This window comes from Edaphobacter lichenicola, from assembly GCF_014201315.1.
In the GTDB taxonomy this organism is placed as follows: domain Bacteria; phylum Acidobacteriota; class Terriglobia; order Terriglobales; family Acidobacteriaceae; genus Edaphobacter; species Edaphobacter lichenicola_B.
Genome location: NZ_JACHDY010000002.1, coordinates 1,121,961 through 1,138,508, shown reverse-complemented (window position 1 = coordinate 1,138,508; position 16,548 = coordinate 1,121,961). Strand labels below are relative to the sequence as shown.

18 protein-coding genes are annotated in these 16,548 nt (G+C 57.6%); 9 read left to right on the top strand and 9 right to left on the bottom strand.

Annotation, left to right across the window (positions count from 1 at the left end):
- Positions 1–218: 218 nt before the first annotated feature.
- A complete protein-coding gene (locus HDF09_RS11040; RefSeq protein ID WP_183765959.1) occupies positions 219–794 on the bottom strand; it encodes a TetR/AcrR family transcriptional regulator in 576 nt (191 codons plus the stop codon).
- 134 nt (positions 795–928) lie between these two features.
- Here HDF09_RS11040 and HDF09_RS11035 point away from each other — a divergent pair, with 134 nt between their 5' ends.
- Positions 929–1,453 (top strand): hypothetical protein, encoded by a 525-nt coding sequence (locus HDF09_RS11035; protein ID WP_183765957.1) that lies wholly within the window; start codon positions 929–931, stop codon positions 1,451–1,453.
- 189 nt (positions 1,454–1,642) lie between these two features.
- The gene (locus HDF09_RS11030) at positions 1,643–2,881 is read left to right on the top strand and encodes an alpha/beta hydrolase family protein (protein ID WP_183765955.1); all 1,239 of its coding nucleotides are present in this window, start codon (positions 1,643–1,645) and stop codon (positions 2,879–2,881) included.
- A gap of 773 nt (positions 2,882–3,654) precedes the next feature.
- Here HDF09_RS11030 and HDF09_RS11025 read toward each other — a convergent pair.
- The 4 genes from HDF09_RS11025 to HDF09_RS11010 form a co-directional block, all read right to left on the bottom strand.
- Entirely contained in the window at positions 3,655–4,071 is a 417-nt protein-coding gene (locus tag HDF09_RS11025; protein WP_183765953.1) for a hypothetical protein, read from the bottom strand.
- A 591-nt stretch (positions 4,072–4,662) separates the two neighbouring features.
- The gene (locus HDF09_RS11020; protein WP_183765951.1) at positions 4,663–5,211 is read right to left on the bottom strand and encodes a DUF4199 domain-containing protein; all 549 of its coding nucleotides are present in this window, start codon (positions 5,209–5,211) and stop codon (positions 4,663–4,665) included.
- 397 nt (positions 5,212–5,608) lie between these two features.
- Entirely contained in the window at positions 5,609–6,844 is a 1,236-nt protein-coding gene (locus HDF09_RS11015) for a carboxypeptidase-like regulatory domain-containing protein (protein ID WP_183765949.1), read from the bottom strand.
- 233 nt (positions 6,845–7,077) lie between these two features.
- On the bottom strand, positions 7,078–7,551 hold the full coding sequence (locus HDF09_RS11010) for a helix-turn-helix transcriptional regulator (RefSeq protein ID WP_183765947.1): 474 nt from the start codon (positions 7,549–7,551) through the stop codon (positions 7,078–7,080).
- Positions 7,552–8,112: 561 nt separating this feature from the next.
- Here HDF09_RS11010 and HDF09_RS11005 point away from each other — a divergent pair.
- The 4 genes from HDF09_RS11005 (at position 8,113) to HDF09_RS10990 (ending at position 11,179) form a co-directional block, all read left to right on the top strand.
- Complete coding sequence (locus tag HDF09_RS11005; RefSeq protein WP_183765945.1) at positions 8,113–8,520, top strand: nuclear transport factor 2 family protein; 408 nt, start codon at positions 8,113–8,115, stop codon at positions 8,518–8,520.
- A gap of 258 nt (positions 8,521–8,778) precedes the next feature.
- A complete protein-coding gene (locus tag HDF09_RS11000) occupies positions 8,779–10,044 on the top strand; it encodes a serine hydroxymethyltransferase (RefSeq protein WP_183765943.1) in 1,266 nt (421 codons plus the stop codon).
- Between the two features lie 190 nt (positions 10,045–10,234).
- Complete coding sequence (locus HDF09_RS10995) at positions 10,235–10,723, top strand: DUF4126 family protein (RefSeq protein WP_183765941.1); 489 nt, start codon at positions 10,235–10,237, stop codon at positions 10,721–10,723.
- Positions 10,724–10,969: 246 nt separating this feature from the next.
- On the top strand, positions 10,970–11,179 hold the full coding sequence (locus tag HDF09_RS10990; protein ID WP_183765939.1) for a hypothetical protein: 210 nt from the start codon (positions 10,970–10,972) through the stop codon (positions 11,177–11,179).
- 23 nt (positions 11,180–11,202) lie between these two features.
- On the opposite strand, the gene HDF09_RS10985 is transcribed toward HDF09_RS10990, so the two are convergent.
- The 3 genes from HDF09_RS10985 to HDF09_RS10975 form a co-directional block, all read right to left on the bottom strand.
- Positions 11,203–11,748, bottom strand: a complete 546-nt coding sequence (locus HDF09_RS10985; protein ID WP_183765937.1) for an AAA family ATPase — start codon at positions 11,746–11,748, stop codon at positions 11,203–11,205.
- A 55-nt stretch (positions 11,749–11,803) separates the two neighbouring features.
- Positions 11,804–12,250 carry a thioredoxin family protein gene (locus HDF09_RS10980; protein ID WP_183765935.1) on the bottom strand — a complete coding sequence of 149 codons (447 nt, stop codon included), beginning with the start codon at positions 12,248–12,250 and terminating at the stop codon, positions 11,804–11,806.
- A gap of 160 nt (positions 12,251–12,410) precedes the next feature.
- Entirely contained in the window at positions 12,411–13,181 is a 771-nt protein-coding gene (locus HDF09_RS10975) for a hypothetical protein (RefSeq protein ID WP_183765933.1), read from the bottom strand.
- Positions 13,182–13,200: 19 nt separating this feature from the next.
- On the opposite strand from HDF09_RS10975, the gene HDF09_RS10970 reads away from it, so the two are divergent.
- The 3 genes from HDF09_RS10970 to HDF09_RS10960 all read left to right on the top strand — a co-directional run bounded on the left by HDF09_RS10970 (position 13,201) and on the right by HDF09_RS10960 (position 15,920).
- On the top strand, positions 13,201–13,518 hold the full coding sequence (locus tag HDF09_RS10970; protein ID WP_183765930.1) for a hypothetical protein: 318 nt from the start codon (positions 13,201–13,203) through the stop codon (positions 13,516–13,518).
- A gap of 123 nt (positions 13,519–13,641) precedes the next feature.
- Complete coding sequence (locus HDF09_RS10965) at positions 13,642–15,429, top strand: M20/M25/M40 family metallo-hydrolase (protein ID WP_183765928.1); 1,788 nt, start codon at positions 13,642–13,644, stop codon at positions 15,427–15,429.
- 89 nt (positions 15,430–15,518) lie between these two features.
- Entirely contained in the window at positions 15,519–15,920 is a 402-nt protein-coding gene (locus HDF09_RS10960; protein ID WP_183765926.1) for a DUF302 domain-containing protein, read from the top strand.
- 17 nt (positions 15,921–15,937) lie between these two features.
- On the opposite strand, the gene HDF09_RS10955 is transcribed toward HDF09_RS10960, so the two are convergent.
- Positions 15,938–16,504: a DNA-3-methyladenine glycosylase I gene (locus HDF09_RS10955; RefSeq protein WP_183765924.1), complete on the bottom strand. Its 567-nt coding sequence runs from the start codon at positions 16,502–16,504 to the stop codon at positions 15,938–15,940.
- Positions 16,505–16,548 lie beyond the last annotated feature (44 nt).

Sequence of the window (16,548 nt, the reverse complement as noted above, 5' to 3'; positions counted from 1 at the left end):
GAATTAACGAAATCCTACCTTCGTGTCACAGGCAAGGCGTCCACCCACACGTTCTTGCTGTCATCCACTCCATTCCGTCTCGCCTCGACTCGTTCTTGCTGTCACCCTGAGCGCAGCGAAGGATCCCGAAGAGCTTCACTCCCCCAAACCGCCCGAACGTTTCACCCTGTACCTTCAGCCGTTTCCTCGGCAACTTCCTGTATCGACTAAAAACCAACTCAAAAGCTGCGCAACAGAAACTCCCTGGCACTAGCCAGCACCTTCTCTCGCATCGCGGGCTCGGGCAGCATCCGAGCGATCTCAACTGTCCCGATCATCGTGGAAAAGATCGAAAAGAAAGCCCTCTCCTTGTCCGCAGTTCGCCGGCCCGGCATAAAGGGAAGCATTCGATTCTTGTACTTCACCAGCTCCCCAAGCATCGGGGCTTTCATCGCCTTATCGGCCCGCGCCAACTCCGGAGCAAGAGCCGTCAAGGGGTACCCGTCTTCGGCGTGATCACAGTGCTCCACGCTCAGATAGGCCTTCACAATCGCCTTCCACGCCGTACCCGGTTGGGACCTTTCCCCAGCCTCAACCAGGCTGTCGGACATCTCGCGAAAAGCCTCGCACACCGACTCCATCAGCAGTTCGTCCTTGCTTCCGAAGTGCTTGTAAAAGCCTCCGTGGGTCAGGCCGGCATCTCTCATCACGGCTGAAACCGCGGCGCCGGTGATGCCTTCCGTGCGAACGCGGCGCGAGCCGTCTTTCACAATCTTCTGATGGACTTCGCCTTTGTGCTCTGGCCCATATCGCATAACGCATTATAGGATGCTGACGATCATCTCACCGTGCAACCAATCCGCCCGGGACCGAAGGACCGAAGGCCCGTTCGAAGAAATTCTGAGTCCATAGGATGATACAAATAATCCCATGTGGCAGGAGGCCCCAAATGTCGCCAGAAACTATCTTCCGAATCCATCTCGCTTTAGGTTATGTCGCGTGGCTACTTTGTTTCCGCGTGTACATCCTGCCCAGACTCAGGTCGATGGAGCCGTTCGAAGCGCACCGCGCCATCGCGACTCTGCATAGCTTCCGCTTCTTCGGCCTCGTCTTTCTCCTCCCAGGCGTTGTCGGCCCTCATCTCCCCTCCGGCTTTACTACCTACACCGCCTATGGCGACTTTGCGACTGGAGTCCTGGCCCTGCTGGCGCTTCTCACAGCAAGGGCGCGTCCCCTCTTCTGGCTGTTCATCGTTTCCTTCAACCTCGTGGGCGTGGTCGATCTCTTCCTCGCCTACTACCATGCTGTCCGGCTCAACCTTCCTGCGATGGCTGGAGAGTTGGGCTCTCTCTATGCCATCCCGATCCTCTACGTGCCTCTGCTGATGATCACGCACTTCGTCGCTTTGTACTGGTTGGCGCGCCCTCGGCTCAAGGCGGATCGAGCCCTCGCCCCGCATGCAGCCGCAGCGTAGATACGACGCGGCTGAGCAATCAAGCGGCGGACCATCAAATGAGGAGGTTCGCGACCAGCGGGAGCGCCAACCGAAGGGGTATACAAGTCACGAAGGGACCGCGGCGCGCGCAGGGCGCCCGTCCGGCAGGACAGAGCTTCGATCCAGGCAGTACCGGCGCTCCCCCGCTACCCTTGGTAAACTGAATGAATGCTCTCAAGGCTTTATGCAAAGTGGATGTACTCCTGGGAGACAGCCCTCACCACACGCGACACCAACCGCATCGTTCGCCCCCTCGAGTGGGGCTTCGACTGGCTCGAGGACTTCAGCCCCCTGGCTCTAGCAGCCAACCCGCACCTCGGCGACACGCCCGTGGCAGACGACTACGCCCGCATGACCGCCGTCAACCGCGACATCGTCGCGCGAGCCGACGAGTTCTTCGGCTACGAGACCCCCACCGACTTCCGCCTCGAGCGCCGACACCCCCAGCTCTACCCCACCAACGTCCGCCCCGAGACGCTCGAAGAGGATGCCGAACTCAAACGCCAGGCCGAGACCGGCGAGATCGAAGAGGCCGAGTTCCTTCGCTTCACCTCGCCCATCCGCACCCGCTATCCAGAGAACGACCAGGTCAACGCCCGCTGGTATCCCGCCCACCCCGAAGCACAAAAGGGAAGGCCGAAGCAGGCCATGATCGTCATGCCCCAGTGGAACGCCGACGCCTTCTCCCACAACGCCCTCTGCACCCTCTTCAACAGCTTCGGCATCTCCTGCCTCCGCCTCTCCAAGCCCTACCACGACGTCCGCCGCCCAGCCGAACTCGAGCGCTCCGACTACGCCGTCAGCTCCAACGTAGGCCGCACCACCGAGGCCTGCCGTCAGGCCGTAGTCGACATCCGCAGCTGCATCGACTGGCTCGAATCCCAGGGCTACGAGCACTTCGGCGTCCTCGGGACCAGTCTCGGCAGTTGCTACGCCTTCATCGCCGCCGCCTTCGACCAGCGTCTCCAGGTCTGCGCCTTCAACCACGCCTCCACCTGGTTCGGAGACGTCGTATGGGCCGGCCAGAGCACCCGCCACATCCGCGCCGCCTTCGAGCAGTCCGGCCTAACGCAAGATCAGGTCCGCGAGATCTTCTCCATCGTCAGCCCCATGTCCTACATGGACCGCTTCGCTGCAACCCCCAAACGAGTCTTAGTCGTCCACGCCACCTACGACCTAACCTTCCCCCTGAAATACTCGCTCGACGTACTCACCAACTTCGACGCCCTCAAGATCGACTACATCTCCAAGGTCCTCCCCTGCGGCCACTACACCACCGGCGAAACCCCCTACAAGTACATCGACGGCTGGTATCTAGGCTCCTTCATCTACAAGTCCTTCAAGCACCTCGCACAAACGAAGACCATCACATCTCTCGAATCGCACCTAACCGCAAAAGCTCAATAAATTCACTGTTTCTGAGCAATTACCACACGGTGTCATTCCGACCGGAGCGCAGCGGAGTGGAGGAACCTGCTTCTCAATCTGTCACTTCCAACGCGCGCTTGCCAAAGCAGAACACGCTTTACTGACGAGATGCGCGTTTATCGGTACCAATCCGGTGCCCAGCTATCCTCATCAGTCGAAGTTGCCGAAAACCCCGTTTTTGGGGCACCGCGGATTGCCATCGAAATTGCGACGGCGGGGATTTCCAGGATGGGAAAAAACAAGCCGAAGGGATTTCCCGGTGCTCTTCAGCTGCTAGTCCCCAAGGCGGAGCCAGAGGGGACGAAACGGGGCGCAACTATGCCGCGCGGGCGGGGATTTAGGCCAACGGAGCCAAAACCGCCTGGAGGTGGTGTGCTTGAGCCAGAGGGGACGAAGCGGGGCGCAACTATGCCGCGCGGGCGGGGATTTAGGCCAACGGAGCCAAAACCGCCTGGAGGTGGTGTGCTTGAACCAGAGGGGACGAAACGAGGCGCAACTATGCCGCGCGGGCGGGGATTTAGGCCAACGGAGCCAAAACCGCCTGGAGGCGGTGTGGTTGAACCAGAGGGGACGAACCGAGGCTCAGCCATGCCGCGCGGGCTGCCCAAACCGCGAGCCACATGAATGGGTGCACGTTTTGTTGCTCCGCTGCCGTGTGGTGAATTCATCATTCTACTCTGTTGAATGCTAAGGAGTATCCTCTCAACACGTCGATCATTTTTACTGGGATCTCTGTGGTGAGTGGCACATCTTCATACTTGTGACCCGGATGACCAGCCAGACCAACTGTTATCGCTGTTGTAAATCACGAAGTTGCGGTCATCCTGCATCACCGCAAAAGCACCCCAATGGCCTTGCGTGTTTGTCGCCAAAAGAGGCACGCCGTCGTACGTCTGCCACACTAAGTTACCGTCGCCCTGCATGACCACCTTATTGATCAAACGGTATTCATCGTAAAAGTTCGAGACAGCCCAACCTGAAAAATCCCCAGCTGAGCCATAGATGACAAAGTTGCCGTCCGTCTGCATGGCGACATAAAATTGTCGGTCGAACGAAAATAGCCGGTCCCCTCTTACCATCGTCCCATTCGTCGGGTTCGCGAGGCCACCCCCCGGCGGGGGATCATACCAAACCGAAGGATCTAGGATGCCGCCCGAAATATCTGCCATCTTCCACCTCCCGATGTATTCTTGAAAGGCTTCTTGGGACTACCCGGCGCGATTTTCGATGGAAAATTGACCTGCCTGCTGGCCCTCTCCACGGCGTCCAGAACGCATCGCGTTACCTACAGGACGCTCACGCTACGCCTTCTACTTAAGCGTTGTCAAGCCACACCAATCGACAAAATAGTACGTTAACCCACGGAAATTCCGCTAACTCTACAAGGCTTTATTAATTCACGTTCTGCTTGCGTTCCTGTGCTTGTCCCCTACCGCGTAAGTGCCTAAAAGCTCAAGGTCCAAAATTTCACCCCCTTCTATAACATGTACATCGACGGCTGGTATCTCGGCTCCTTCATCTACAAATCCTTCAAGCACCTCGCGCAAACGAAGACCGCCTCAGCACTCGAACCTCAAGCAAGTCTCAAGAAACGGTAAGCCTCGGTAAGCACCGAGTGGCTCTGGTGAACGTTAAGGGCACGGCTGGTAGCCCAAGGCTTTAGCCTTGGGTCTCCGTGCCGCAATTGGCCCATCTTCAAATGCGGCTTTAGCCGCTGGGGTCAGCTCTCAGAAGGCTCGTACCCTTAAACGCGAAGCTCTTTAAGCTGTCGCCGCAAGTGACGTGGCTTGCGATTGTGGCTTCTTGCGGAGGATGGCCGCGGAGATCAGGGTGATGAGAAGCCCCACTGGGAACGGTTCTATGAAGGTGTAGAGCGCGTTGACCAAGGGGTTCTCGTACATCTGCTGCTCGTGGCGGATGGCGGCGACTTTGGCCTGGATCGCTTCGGCGGTGCCGGGTGCAGATTGAGCCTTCTCAATGAGCTTAGCGAAGTAGCTGTCCATGATGCCGTGCATGAAGTTGAAGTAGAGTATCTCCCACGTCACGACGTAGAAGATGCAGGAGATGAGGGTGATGCAAATGCCAATCGTGAAGGCACGGCCGAAGGTGATAGTGCCGCCGGCGAGGTTGTCCCGGTAGGAGCGGATGCCGAAGTAGACAAGGAGGAAGGAAAGCACGATGGTCGTGTAGCCGATGACCAGAGCTTTTTGACCGTGGTTGAGGTCGCTGAGGAAACGGAGCGTGCCGCACATCATGACGGAGGAGAGAACGCCGGAGATAAGGCCGAAGGTAACAATGGTCTTCTTCAATGTGAGGCTCCTGTAGAGGTGGACTTGAAGACACTTTGCAGGACGGAGGCGGTGCTTGTCGTCATGCTTTTGGGTGATTTTGAGGGATGGGTGCCGCAAATCATGCTTTGGGATGAGGGTATAAGAGAATGCCGAAAAGTCTTCTTTCGTTAAGGGCACGGCTTCAGCCGTGCCGTAAAGCGCTTCCACTGCAATACGGCTTTAGCCGCTGGGGTACGTTTTTCGGTCACGCCACGACATTTCAGGACCCCGCTCAGAGCACTTTCACTGTCACCGCGCCCAATCCTACGATATGCGAGCGCCGTTCTTGTTGGGAAAAACGGATAGTGGGTCAGTTTGATGTGAACGACTCAACTTGCCGAAAACCGGACTTTGCAGACACATGTGCACCGTCCACCTAAGGAGCGTTTGGGTAGATCGTGATCGTGAAGTTGTCGACGTCGTGATCGACCGAAAAAGGGGTGGGGCCGTACTGCGGGTTTTTTTCGTGGTATCCCTTGACGGACGCGCTGATAGTGTATTTGCCAAATGCAAGACTAGTGAACTCGAAGTAGCCGGCGACGAGCGGGACGGTCTGAAAGTCCCAGACCGTTTCGGATGAGAGGGTCACGCGCATGCCATCCGCAATTGGCTTGTTATCGCTTGCATGAATGGTTCCGCGGATGTATAAGCCGGGTTTGATGACGAGGTCCGGAACCTGCAGGTACTGGCCGTCTTTGCCGACGTAGACCTCGATTGGGCTGGCTGCGCCGAGGGTGGAGATGGAGTCCATGGTGGCGTAAAGGTACCAGTCGACGGCGGCGGGAACGTTGGGAATAGTGAAGCGGCCGTTTGCGTCGGTCCCGATGCGAACTACTTCATATGGATTCCCGATGAGATTGAGGTTGTCGCCGAAACCGCCACGTTCCTTCGCGATGAGACCGATCTGGGCGTTGGGGACTGACTTACCATTTTGGACGAGACGGCCGACGATGGTAGCCCCATCGGCGAGGGTGACGGAGCGGCGGTCGGGTCCGGTCTCCATGACAACAAACTTTGGGGCCAGCCCGCGGGCTTCGACTTCGAGGAGCATCTTCGGCGTGGGTTTCGAGTAGGCGACTTCGAACTCTCCCTGCTTGTTGGTGACTGAGATGGGCTGAAGTCCCGGGACGGCGCCGTAGGTGCTGCCTTCTCCAATGATGAGGCCGGTTGGATTAATGATCGCGTCCGGGACGGGCGAGCCGTCCGACTCGACGACGCGACCGCGAACGGTGCCACTGAAGTCGGCGGTTGAAGGTCTGGCGGCGAGTTTGAGGGAGACAGTGGGAACTTTCACCGGGTCGATGGTCTTAGTAATCTCGGGGACGTATCCGTCGCGGGCCGCAAGCAGGGTGAACCAGAGGTCGGGGGCGAGGTCCTTGATCTCAAAGGCGCCCTTGGCGTCGGTTTTGGTCCGCTTGCCGCAGTCGACGTAGCAGCTTGGGCAGAAAGTGCTGTAGCCAACCTTGACGCCGGCGTGGTAGACCATGACGGTAACACCGGCAAGTGGGTGGCCGTTCGAATCGAGAACAGTGCCGGCGAGGCTAGGACGTGGGGTGGCGCCTGAGAGCAAGGCTGCAGAGCCGAGGATTGCGGCGAGTAGAAGTGCTCTCATCTGGACCTCTCAGAGATGCGTTGTGCGGTCGAAGAAAAGCTTATATGCTCGCGATCCTACGGGGCCACTTCGGGTCCGATTGATCTCGATGCTGACGAGTGATGTCAGCCAGAATCGAAAGTCCTTGAAAACGGGGTTTTCAGTTGCTTCTTGCGGTCACGGACTCGAAGCTGACCCACTACCGCAAAACGGCCATAGCACCTGAAGCCTCGGGTACACCACAGCGAACTGCTCTAGGGGAGGAGGCCGAGTTGTTTGCCTAGCTGGACGGCCTGGGTGCGACGGCGAGCCCCCAGCTTGTCGAAGGCCCGGCTGCAGTGGGTTTTGACGGTGTTCTCACTGACGAAGAGACGGCCGGCGATCTCGCGGTTGCTGAGGCCCTCAGCGATAAGGCTCAGGATCTCGAGCTCGCGAGGGGTGATGCCGAGTGCGTCGAGCTGGGGCTGGTTCGCAGTGAAGGGGTCAAGCGTAGCTGGCGCGGCCGGGGGGACGAGGACTTCGCGGAGGATGATTTTTTCGCGAGGTTTGGTGAGCTTGAGGCCCAGCCAGATGCCGAAGGCAGAAAAGAGGATGGCGACGATGGCGCCATAGATCTCAAAGGAGTGCTCGATGACGAGGAACTGGTACTCGGACCAGCGGAGGATGGCGATGAGGACGCCGCCGACGAGGCCGAGAAGTAGGACGTGGCTGAGAACGGTGCGCTTCATCTCTGTTGGGTGGATTTTACTGCGGTGGCCGATGCCAGGGCTAATCCTGAACTCTGCCGTTGCAAAGACCCAGGCACGCTCCGCAGCGCTACTCACCGGGGAAGCTGGTAGCCAATAACAAAGCCTCGGACTCTCAACTTCACAACGCGCAGAGAAAAGCCACGAACGTCTCACATTCGTGGCCTTCTAATCTTCTGATTGAACGAAGCTGTTTATCGCTCACTATTGATGGAGGAGTCGAAATCCTCTCGTGGCGTCCCGCTCCACTTCGCGACAAGAAGCGGAAGAATCACCATCATCGAAAACGCAATTCCAATATATAGAGTCTGCATAGGTGATCCTCTCAAATGCTGCTTGCTGTAAGTAAGAACGCCAACAGCTACCGAATGGATGCCCCCGTTAAAACCTTATTCGTTCGAAAACCAAAATTAACCGTCGAAATATCTCGAAATATTACATTTTCAGAGGCAACCAACTTGGCAACTACTCAACACAATAGAAACAACTCCTGGCGGACAGCAGGCGTAAACTGCCCGAACCTACTGCCCAGGAGGACCCTCTATGTCCATAGAAACCAATCCCGCATCCGCAACGGAGACGTTTGAAAAGTTCGTTGTTGCGATCAACAGCCACAACATTGAAGCTCTGATCCGGCTCATGACAACCGATCATCTCTTCGTAGATTCGTTGGGCAACCGCGTACAGGGAGCCGCTTCCATGAAGACCGGCTGGCGCGCATACTTTGCCATGTGCCCGGACTACGCCATCGTAGTCAGAAAAACTCTCGCGAACTCAGACACAGTCATGTCGACTGGCGTAGCCGGCGGCACGATCGACAATGTCGCCTGGCAAACGCCCGCAGCCTGGCTGGCAACGATCAACAACGGGCAGGTAGCCGAGTGGCGCGTCTTCGCGGACAATAAGCCGGTCTATGACATTCTGGCGCTCAGACCGCGCAAGCAGTCCTAGGACAGAACAAAGGAGCAGAACGAAGAAGCAGAACAAAAAATAAACTTGAAATTCGTGGCGCATTTTTAGCTGCCGAAAAGTGCATTGTCTCGTGTCCACATCAGCCACGCATTCCACCACAAACTCACCATCAAAACACCACACCGAAACACCCCCTTTTCCCAAAACACCCCTCAAAAACTACAGCAAAACCACAAAACCCCACTCCGCCACCACCCCAGAAAAAAAACGCAGAAAACCGTGACATAAAATAACGCCATGCCCATCGACCGTAACGCCCCGCTGGCCGCCGCCGACCCCGAAATCGCCGCTCAGATTGAAAACGAAATAAAGCGCCAGCACGAAGGCCTCGAGATGATCGCCTCCGAAAACTTCGTAAGCCGCGCGGTGCTCGAGGCCGCAGGCACCGTTTTCACCAACAAATACGCAGAAGGCTACCCCGGAAAGCGCTACTACGGCGGCTGCGAGTACGCCGACGTCGTCGAAAACATAGCCCGCGACCGCGCCAAACAACTCTTCGGCGCCGACCACGTCAACGTCCAGCCCCACTCCGGCTCCCAGGCCAACGCCGCCGCCTACATGACCATCCTCAACCCCGGCGACTGCCTCCTCGGCCTCGACCTGGCCCACGGCGGCCACCTCACCCACGGCCACAAGCTCAACTTCTCAGGCAAACTCTACAGAATCGTCGGCTACCAGGTCCGCAAAGATACCGAAACCGTTGATTATGATGAACTTGAAGCCACCGCACTCCGCGAAAAACCTAAGGTAATCGTAGGGGGAGGCAGCGCCTACCCGCGCCAGTTCGACTTCCCCCGCATGCGCGCCATCGCCGACAAAGTAGGCGCCTACTTCATGGTCGACATGGCCCACTTCGCCGGCCTGGTAGCTGGAGGAGCCCATCCTTCGCCCGTTCCCCACGCCCACATCGTCACCACCACCACCCACAAAACCCTGCGTGGACCGCGCGCCGGCATGATCCTCTGCAATCAGGAGTTTGCTGCAGGCGTAGACCGCAGTGTCTTTCCTGGCCAACAGGGTGGCCCACTCATTCACATCGTCGCGGCCAAAGCAGTAGCCTTCAAAGAGGCTCTGGCACCGGAGTTCGCGACCTACGCGAGCCAGGTAGTCACCAATGCCAAAGTCCTCGCCGAAGCCATCGCCGCCGAGGGCTATCGCATCATCTCCGGGGGCACCGACACGCATGTCATCCTCATCGACGTCTTCCAGAAAGGAATACTAGGCTCAGAGGCAGAACACGCTCTGGGAGAGGCTGGGATCACGGTCAACAAGAATGCAATCCCCTATGACACGAACCCGCCGATGAAGCCCAGCGGCATCCGAATCGGCACGCCAGCCTTGACGACAAGGGGTATGAAGGAGCCCGAGATGCGCGTCATTGCCGGCTGGATCGCGCAGGCTCTCGAACACCGGACCGACTCTACCAAGTTGCAGCAGATCCGCAACCAAGTGCTCGAAATGGCGGAGAATTTCCCTCTGTACAAATGGCTGCGAGAAACATAACCTTCTCGAAATCAAACTGTTTCAGCCTAAATAGACATCGTAAGTGCGGTATGTGGCGCGGCAACTTCGATTCACCGCTGCAGCCGATAACGAATCTGCGAGTATAGTTTTCGCTTGAAACGCTGACACAGACCGATGGCAGTGAACCAGGAGCGCTGTCTTTTCGAACCTTCGAAGGAAAGGGGACTTTATGGCGATGCAAATGTTGACCTGGTTGATCGCCATCCCCCTGCTAGGTCTCGTCACCGGCCTCCGAACGATGACCGCCATGGCTGTTCTTTGCTGGTTCGCCTACGCGGGTCATCTACCAGTAGACGATAGCTGGGCGGCCTGGAGCGGAAAACTCGTCACCGCAATCGTCTTCACCGTGCTGGCATTAGGCGAGCTCGTTGGGGACAAGCTACCTAAGACGCCCAATCGAACGGCACCGTTCCCATTGATCGCAAGGCTTGTCTTTGCCGGTCTGGTTGGAGCCATCGTGGCTGCAGGACTCAACGGATCCGGAGTCGAGGGCGTCATCCTCTGCGTGCTGGGATCCTTGATCGGTGCCTTCGCCGGCTTCCTGATTCGCCGAGAGATCGTAGTGTGGTTAGGGTGTAAAGACTGGCCGGTGGCACTCGTCGAGGATCTGAGCGCGGTCCTGGGCGCGGTCCTCGCGATGGGGATTGTGACCGGATAACGCGTTTTGCCACAACTACATGCTCAACTTCTCTCCGGCCTTGCAAAGTTGCAAGACGTTGCAGTTGCCCCCGATACACCGAAAAATTTGGCAAAACTCAATCGCGTCAGAGTAGGATGTGCCATACCAACGCGTGTAGATAGCTGAAAGCGAATCCTCGCATGGGCCTGGGACGAGTGCCGAAGCAAAAGAATCTGTTCCTGCTGAAAAGATCAACTGCCGGGGCCTCTACTGGGAGGTAGAGACATGACAAGAAGCATTACGCGGATTGTGCTGACGATTTTGATGTACGCGGGAGTTGTAGTCTTCCTGTTTCCATACTTCACGGGAAGAATTACAACCGGCATTCTCTTCATGATCATCGGTGCTGGCGCAACCGTGCTCTTCGGAATACTCCGCTGCTACCTCACCGAAGGCGACTGCGGCCGTATCCCCCATCACAGCCGCGATTGGTAGATCGCTTCTGAGCCACAACCCGGTCAAGTCAGCGATAGATCCAGTGCCAGCACTTCAGCGATCTTCGCGGCTGCCTGTGGGGGCGTACATAAACTCGTGTCGATCGAGATCCGTGGCTTCGGCAGGAATGATCCCTCGAATCCTCCCGCCGTATGAATCTGATCGAACAGCATCTCTGAAGTCAATTTGCGATATTGAAGTCGCGATGGACTGTTCAGTCGCCGCTTTAACTCGCTTAGCGGACAGACGAGTTCGACAAACTCCACCTCATCGCCTCTCTGAGCAGTGGTATTCAGCGTGTTCGGAAGAAAGCTGGGCCGCACCGTTGGTTCGGGGGCGAAGGTAAAGATGAGGGCTGGCAATTGGCTAAGACTGGCCTGATCGAATACCGAAAGCCAGATCTCTTCCCGCAGTGCGACGAAGCCTGGCGAACCGAAGTCAAAGACCGACAGAAGCAGATCGACCGTGAGATGGTTGTGGAAGAGTTTGTAGCCGGTCATCGCTGCCAACTCCTGCGCGACGCTCAACTTTCCGGTAGCGGGCAGACCATAGAGAAAGATCAGCTTCATCGATTCGTATCCTTCACACGCAATTACTCCGCGCCAAGTATACGAGTCCCATTCCTCAGGCCGTTCGAGACGGCGCAACAGATCGCAGCCATTCCTCCATCACGTCGTGCCCAACGACGCCAGCCTGCTGTTTCACAAGCTTGCCGGCCGAAAAGACGGCGAAGTTGGGGATACCGCGCACCTGGAACCGTGCGGCGAACTGCTGGTGTTTGTCGGTATCGACCTTCAACACAAGAGCGTCTCCCGCCATATCCCTCGCCGTGCGCGCAACCTCTGGAGCGGCAGCACGACAAGGCCCACACCACTCCGCCCAGAAGTCAACGAGAACGGGGACGCGCGAGTTTTGGACAATCTCGTCGAAGAGCGCCGCATCGACCTGCAAAGGCTCGTCGAGCGGCGGCAGCGGAGTCTTACACGCGCCGCAACGGCCTGTGTCGGAAAGGTGATTTGCAGCAATACGATTCTTCTGGCCACACTGTTTGCAGCTTCGAATTGCAGGCATTAACGTCTCCCATTCCACTGAAATTAGATGTTTCTTTGCCGATTTGGTCTCACCTGCTAGTTGTTCGCAAGCAGTGCTCCAGCGTTCTTCTTCGGCTTGGCAACAAGCGGCTAAATCGAGATTGAACGAGATTTCCGCGCGAATATATCACGGCCACAGCTCAGGCGCGCCGACGATATCGGATGGAAAATTCGTAGGTCGGGTTCGGTGGAAAGAGCCGCGCCACCAGGCGAAGACGATCCGCGAGTGCCAGAGGAGCGAGCAGCGGATACTCACGCTCCCGAAGCTCGGAGTAGTCGAAGTCTACCGAGAGCGAGAGCTGATAGATAGCGACTGCGTCCGAGAAAGCAGATTCAAGGAAGGCTATTTTGGCCTTCTCGTCGATCACCGGTTTGCCGTCAATCTTTTCCGCCTTCCCGCCAAGCGCGAGACCGCGGCTCTCCCAGGCATCCTGGCTGGTCTCACCGCGAACATCAGCCAGAGCCTGACCCCAGACGAGCTGGTCAAAGGCCTGTGGAACACCCACAGCATCGACGAAGGCGTGGCCAACATTGATGAAGAACTCAAACGCCAGCGCAAATCGGTCCCCCAGCAGACGAGTAGAGATGAAGACGCCGTCCGTGCCATCGTGCGTCACGTTGCGATGGCAGATCGCCTGGTCGCCGAGCTCAGGTGTGTAGGCCGACGCAACCATCGTAGCTTCGCTGCCCCGAGCCTCGCTCAAAGCAAGCGGCACAAAGTAGTAAGTCTTGCGCGAGATTGCACCGGAGATGGTGATGGGCACAGCCTGGACCATGCGCTCGAGGTCACTTGCCTCAAGGTTGTTATCACCAAACGCCGCATAACGAATGCCGTTTGGCGCCTGCCGCACCACTGCCTTGCGGATCACCTGTGCTGCTTGTACCAACTCGCTCTGAACACCTTCTGCCATAAAGCAGTATTCTACTGGTATGGCGCAAGCATCGCAGAACGGAAGTTCAGCCTCGCCTCGAACCTTTGGCGCGGGCTATCTCTTTGGTGTACCCCTGGGCGACCTGGGCTGGTTTACCAGCCTCCTGATGAGCTTTGCGCTGGGGTTTGCAGCTTTCTTCGCGGCGACCTTCTGCGCAATCCTCGCAGTTCTCTTCTACAACACGGCAACCCACCATGCGGTCGATTTCTCGCTGACCTACACGCGGGTTGGATTGCCGGTGGGCGTCCTGGTGCTGCTGGTGGCGCTGTCTTACCTGGGCACCCTGTGGATACGCAGGCAGCTTCGCAAAAGCTAATAGCCAGTCAGATAGTTTTCGCTCGGTTCTCCAAATAAGTCTGAGAAGGGATTCGCTCGATGCGGTCTATCGGTGATATCTGCTATTCTTCGCTCTCAGAACACTTCCGGAGGACCATCAAGTATGTCATTTGTTCGTGCCTTTGCGCGTTGGGGCTGCTGTACGGCTGCAATCGCAAGCTTCGCCGTTCCTTCCGTCGCCGCAGACAAGAAAGCCAAAGATGCCGCGGTCGAAACCCCTTCCTACTACGGACCGCAGCCCGCGACCGAGAACATCGATCTCACGATGTATGCGCGAATCCGCGAAGAGGGCTTCAAACACTCCCACGTGATGGAGTTCGGCGGGGCATTGGCCGATGGAATCGGACCCCGGCTAACCGGCTCGCCGAACATGGCCAAGGCCAACGCCTGGACGCGTGACACGCTGACGAAGATTGGTCTCGAAAACGCACACCTCGAAGATTGGGGCGAGTTCGGCATGGGCTGGCAACAGATCAACACCTGGGTGCGAATGGTGTCGCCCGATCCAGAACCCCTCTGGGCACAAGCTGCTCCATGGTCCCCAGCAACCAACGGTCCGGTCACCGGCGAAGTCGTTTATATGAACGTGCAGGAGATGAGCGACCTCGAGAAATACAAAGGGACGCTCAAAGGCAAGATCGTTCTCCTGGGCGCAATGCGTCCCACCCCCGACATCACCGACCCGTTATTCCGCCGCTACACCGATGCAGAACTTAAGGAGATGGAAACCTATGAGTCGCGTGGCGGACGCTTCACCCCGGGCTCTCCAGAATTTGCAAAGTTCCTCGCCGAGCGCATGAAGATCAGCGAGATTCGAAAAGCTGCCCTCAAGATGATGGCAGACGAGGGCTCGCTTGCTGTGCTGACACCGAGCCGCGACGGCGGAGACGGAGGTGGAACCGGCATTATCTTCGACGACAACGGTGCGAACCTCGCCCGCGACGCACAGAAAAAAGAAAACGCAGTCACCATCCCCAACGCGGTGATGATGATCGAGCACTACAATCGCCTCGGACGCATGGTAGAAAACCACGTCCCGGTAACGCTCGAGCTCAACATCGAAACGAAGTTTACCGGCGACCACGAGCATGGCTTCGACACGGTCGCAGAAATCCCCGGAACCGATCCCAAGTTGAAGGATCAGGTCGTCATGGTCGGCGGCCATCTCGACAGTTGGATCTCCGGTACCGGCGCGACCGACAACGGCGCAGGTTCGATCGTCGCAATGGAAGCCGTTCGAATCCTGAAGTCTCTCGGCGTCAAGCCCAAACGCACCATCCGGATCGCGCTCTGGTCTGGCGAAGAGCAGGGTCTCTTCGGCTCACAGGGATACGTCAAGCAGCACTTCGGTACCTTCGCAGAGCCAAAGGTTCCCGAGCCTGCAAGCGTGCCCTCCTTTCTGCGTCAGCATGGCGCTCTGTCCACGACCAAGGAGTGGGAGACCCTCGACGCCTACTACAATTTGGACAACGGCACAGGCAAGGTACGCGGCGTCTACACGCAGGACAACTGGGCGATTGCTCCGATCTTCAAGCAGTGGATCGCGCCCCTCGCCGACCTCGGCGTAACGACGATCTCCAACCGCAACACCGGCGGCACCGATCACTTATCGTTCGATGCGGTTGGTCTCCCAGGCTTCCAGTACATTCAGGATCCGATGGACTACGAGACGCGAACCCATCACTCCGACATGGACACCTACGACCGTCTGCACGCGCTCGATCTCGAGCAGGCAGCGGTAGTCGAGGCGATCTTCCTCTACAACACCAGCGAGCGCGAGGCCATGATGCCGCGCAAGCCGTTCCCGCATCCAGAGTTGGAGAAGCAAAGAACCGCGCCAATTCCCGAAATTTATCCAAACGCAGTTCCTCCCGCCAACGCAGCGAAATAAAAACACAAATAACTATCATCGCCAGCTCACAGATACCCCCTTCCGAGGGGGTTATCTTCGTTAAGTGGCCAACTTAATTCGGAGGTTTGATGATGACTGATCAGAAGACGAGCGAAGGAATAAAAACCTGCACCAGCCGATATTCCGTCGACAAGACAGTCTCCCGGCTCGAAGCTCTTCTCAAGGAAAAGGGAGTCAAGCTGTTCGCCATTGTGGATCACTCTGGCGAGGCAGCCACAGCGGGCTTCGAGATGCATCCGACAAAGTTATTGATCTTCGGCAGCCCGAAGGCCGGCACTCCCGTCATGCTCGCCGCACCGTCGGCAGCGCTCGATCTTCCGCTAAGAATCCTTGTTGCCGAAGGAGCCGACGGCAAGGTGCTCCTCTCCTGGAATGATCCCGCATGGCTGGAACAACGCCACGGCTTCCCCGCGGATCTAACCGCGAACCTCGCCGCCGCAGGGATGCTCGCCACCAAAGCCGCGAAATAACTGCGCCCTGCACCCGTTCAAACGGCCTTACGCCGAAAACAGTCCGGACTATGGTCGTTCACGATGCCAACAGCCTGCATCCACGCATACACAATGACAGGGCCGACAAACTTGAAGCCGCGTTTCTTCAGTGCGGCAGAGATCTCTTCAGACAGTGGAGTCTTAGCGGGAACCGGTCCGGAATTTTGGATCGGTTTGTTCCCAGCCATCTTCCAGACGTAGGTGGAGAAGTCCTCTCCCGCGTCGGCCATAGCCACATAAATCCGTGCGCCGTTGATGGTCGCTTCAATCTTGGCGCGTGAACGAATGATGCCTTCATTCTGCATCAGGCGCTCGACATCGGCTTCACCCATACGAGCAACCTTCTTCGGATCGAAGTTCCGAAATGCCTTACGAAAAGCCTCGCGCTTACGCAGGATGGTGAGCCACGATAGCCCTGCCTGAAAGCCATCGAGCATGAGCGCCTCCCACAGCACGCGGCTGTCGCGCTCCGGCACGCCCCACTCTTCGTCGTGATACACGCGCATCAGTGGATCGTTGTCTGCCCATGCGCACCGGTGAACGGCCTTCTTTGTCTTTGTCATCCGGCAGCCATCTCCTGATAGTTACTCAATCCTACGATGGCCGA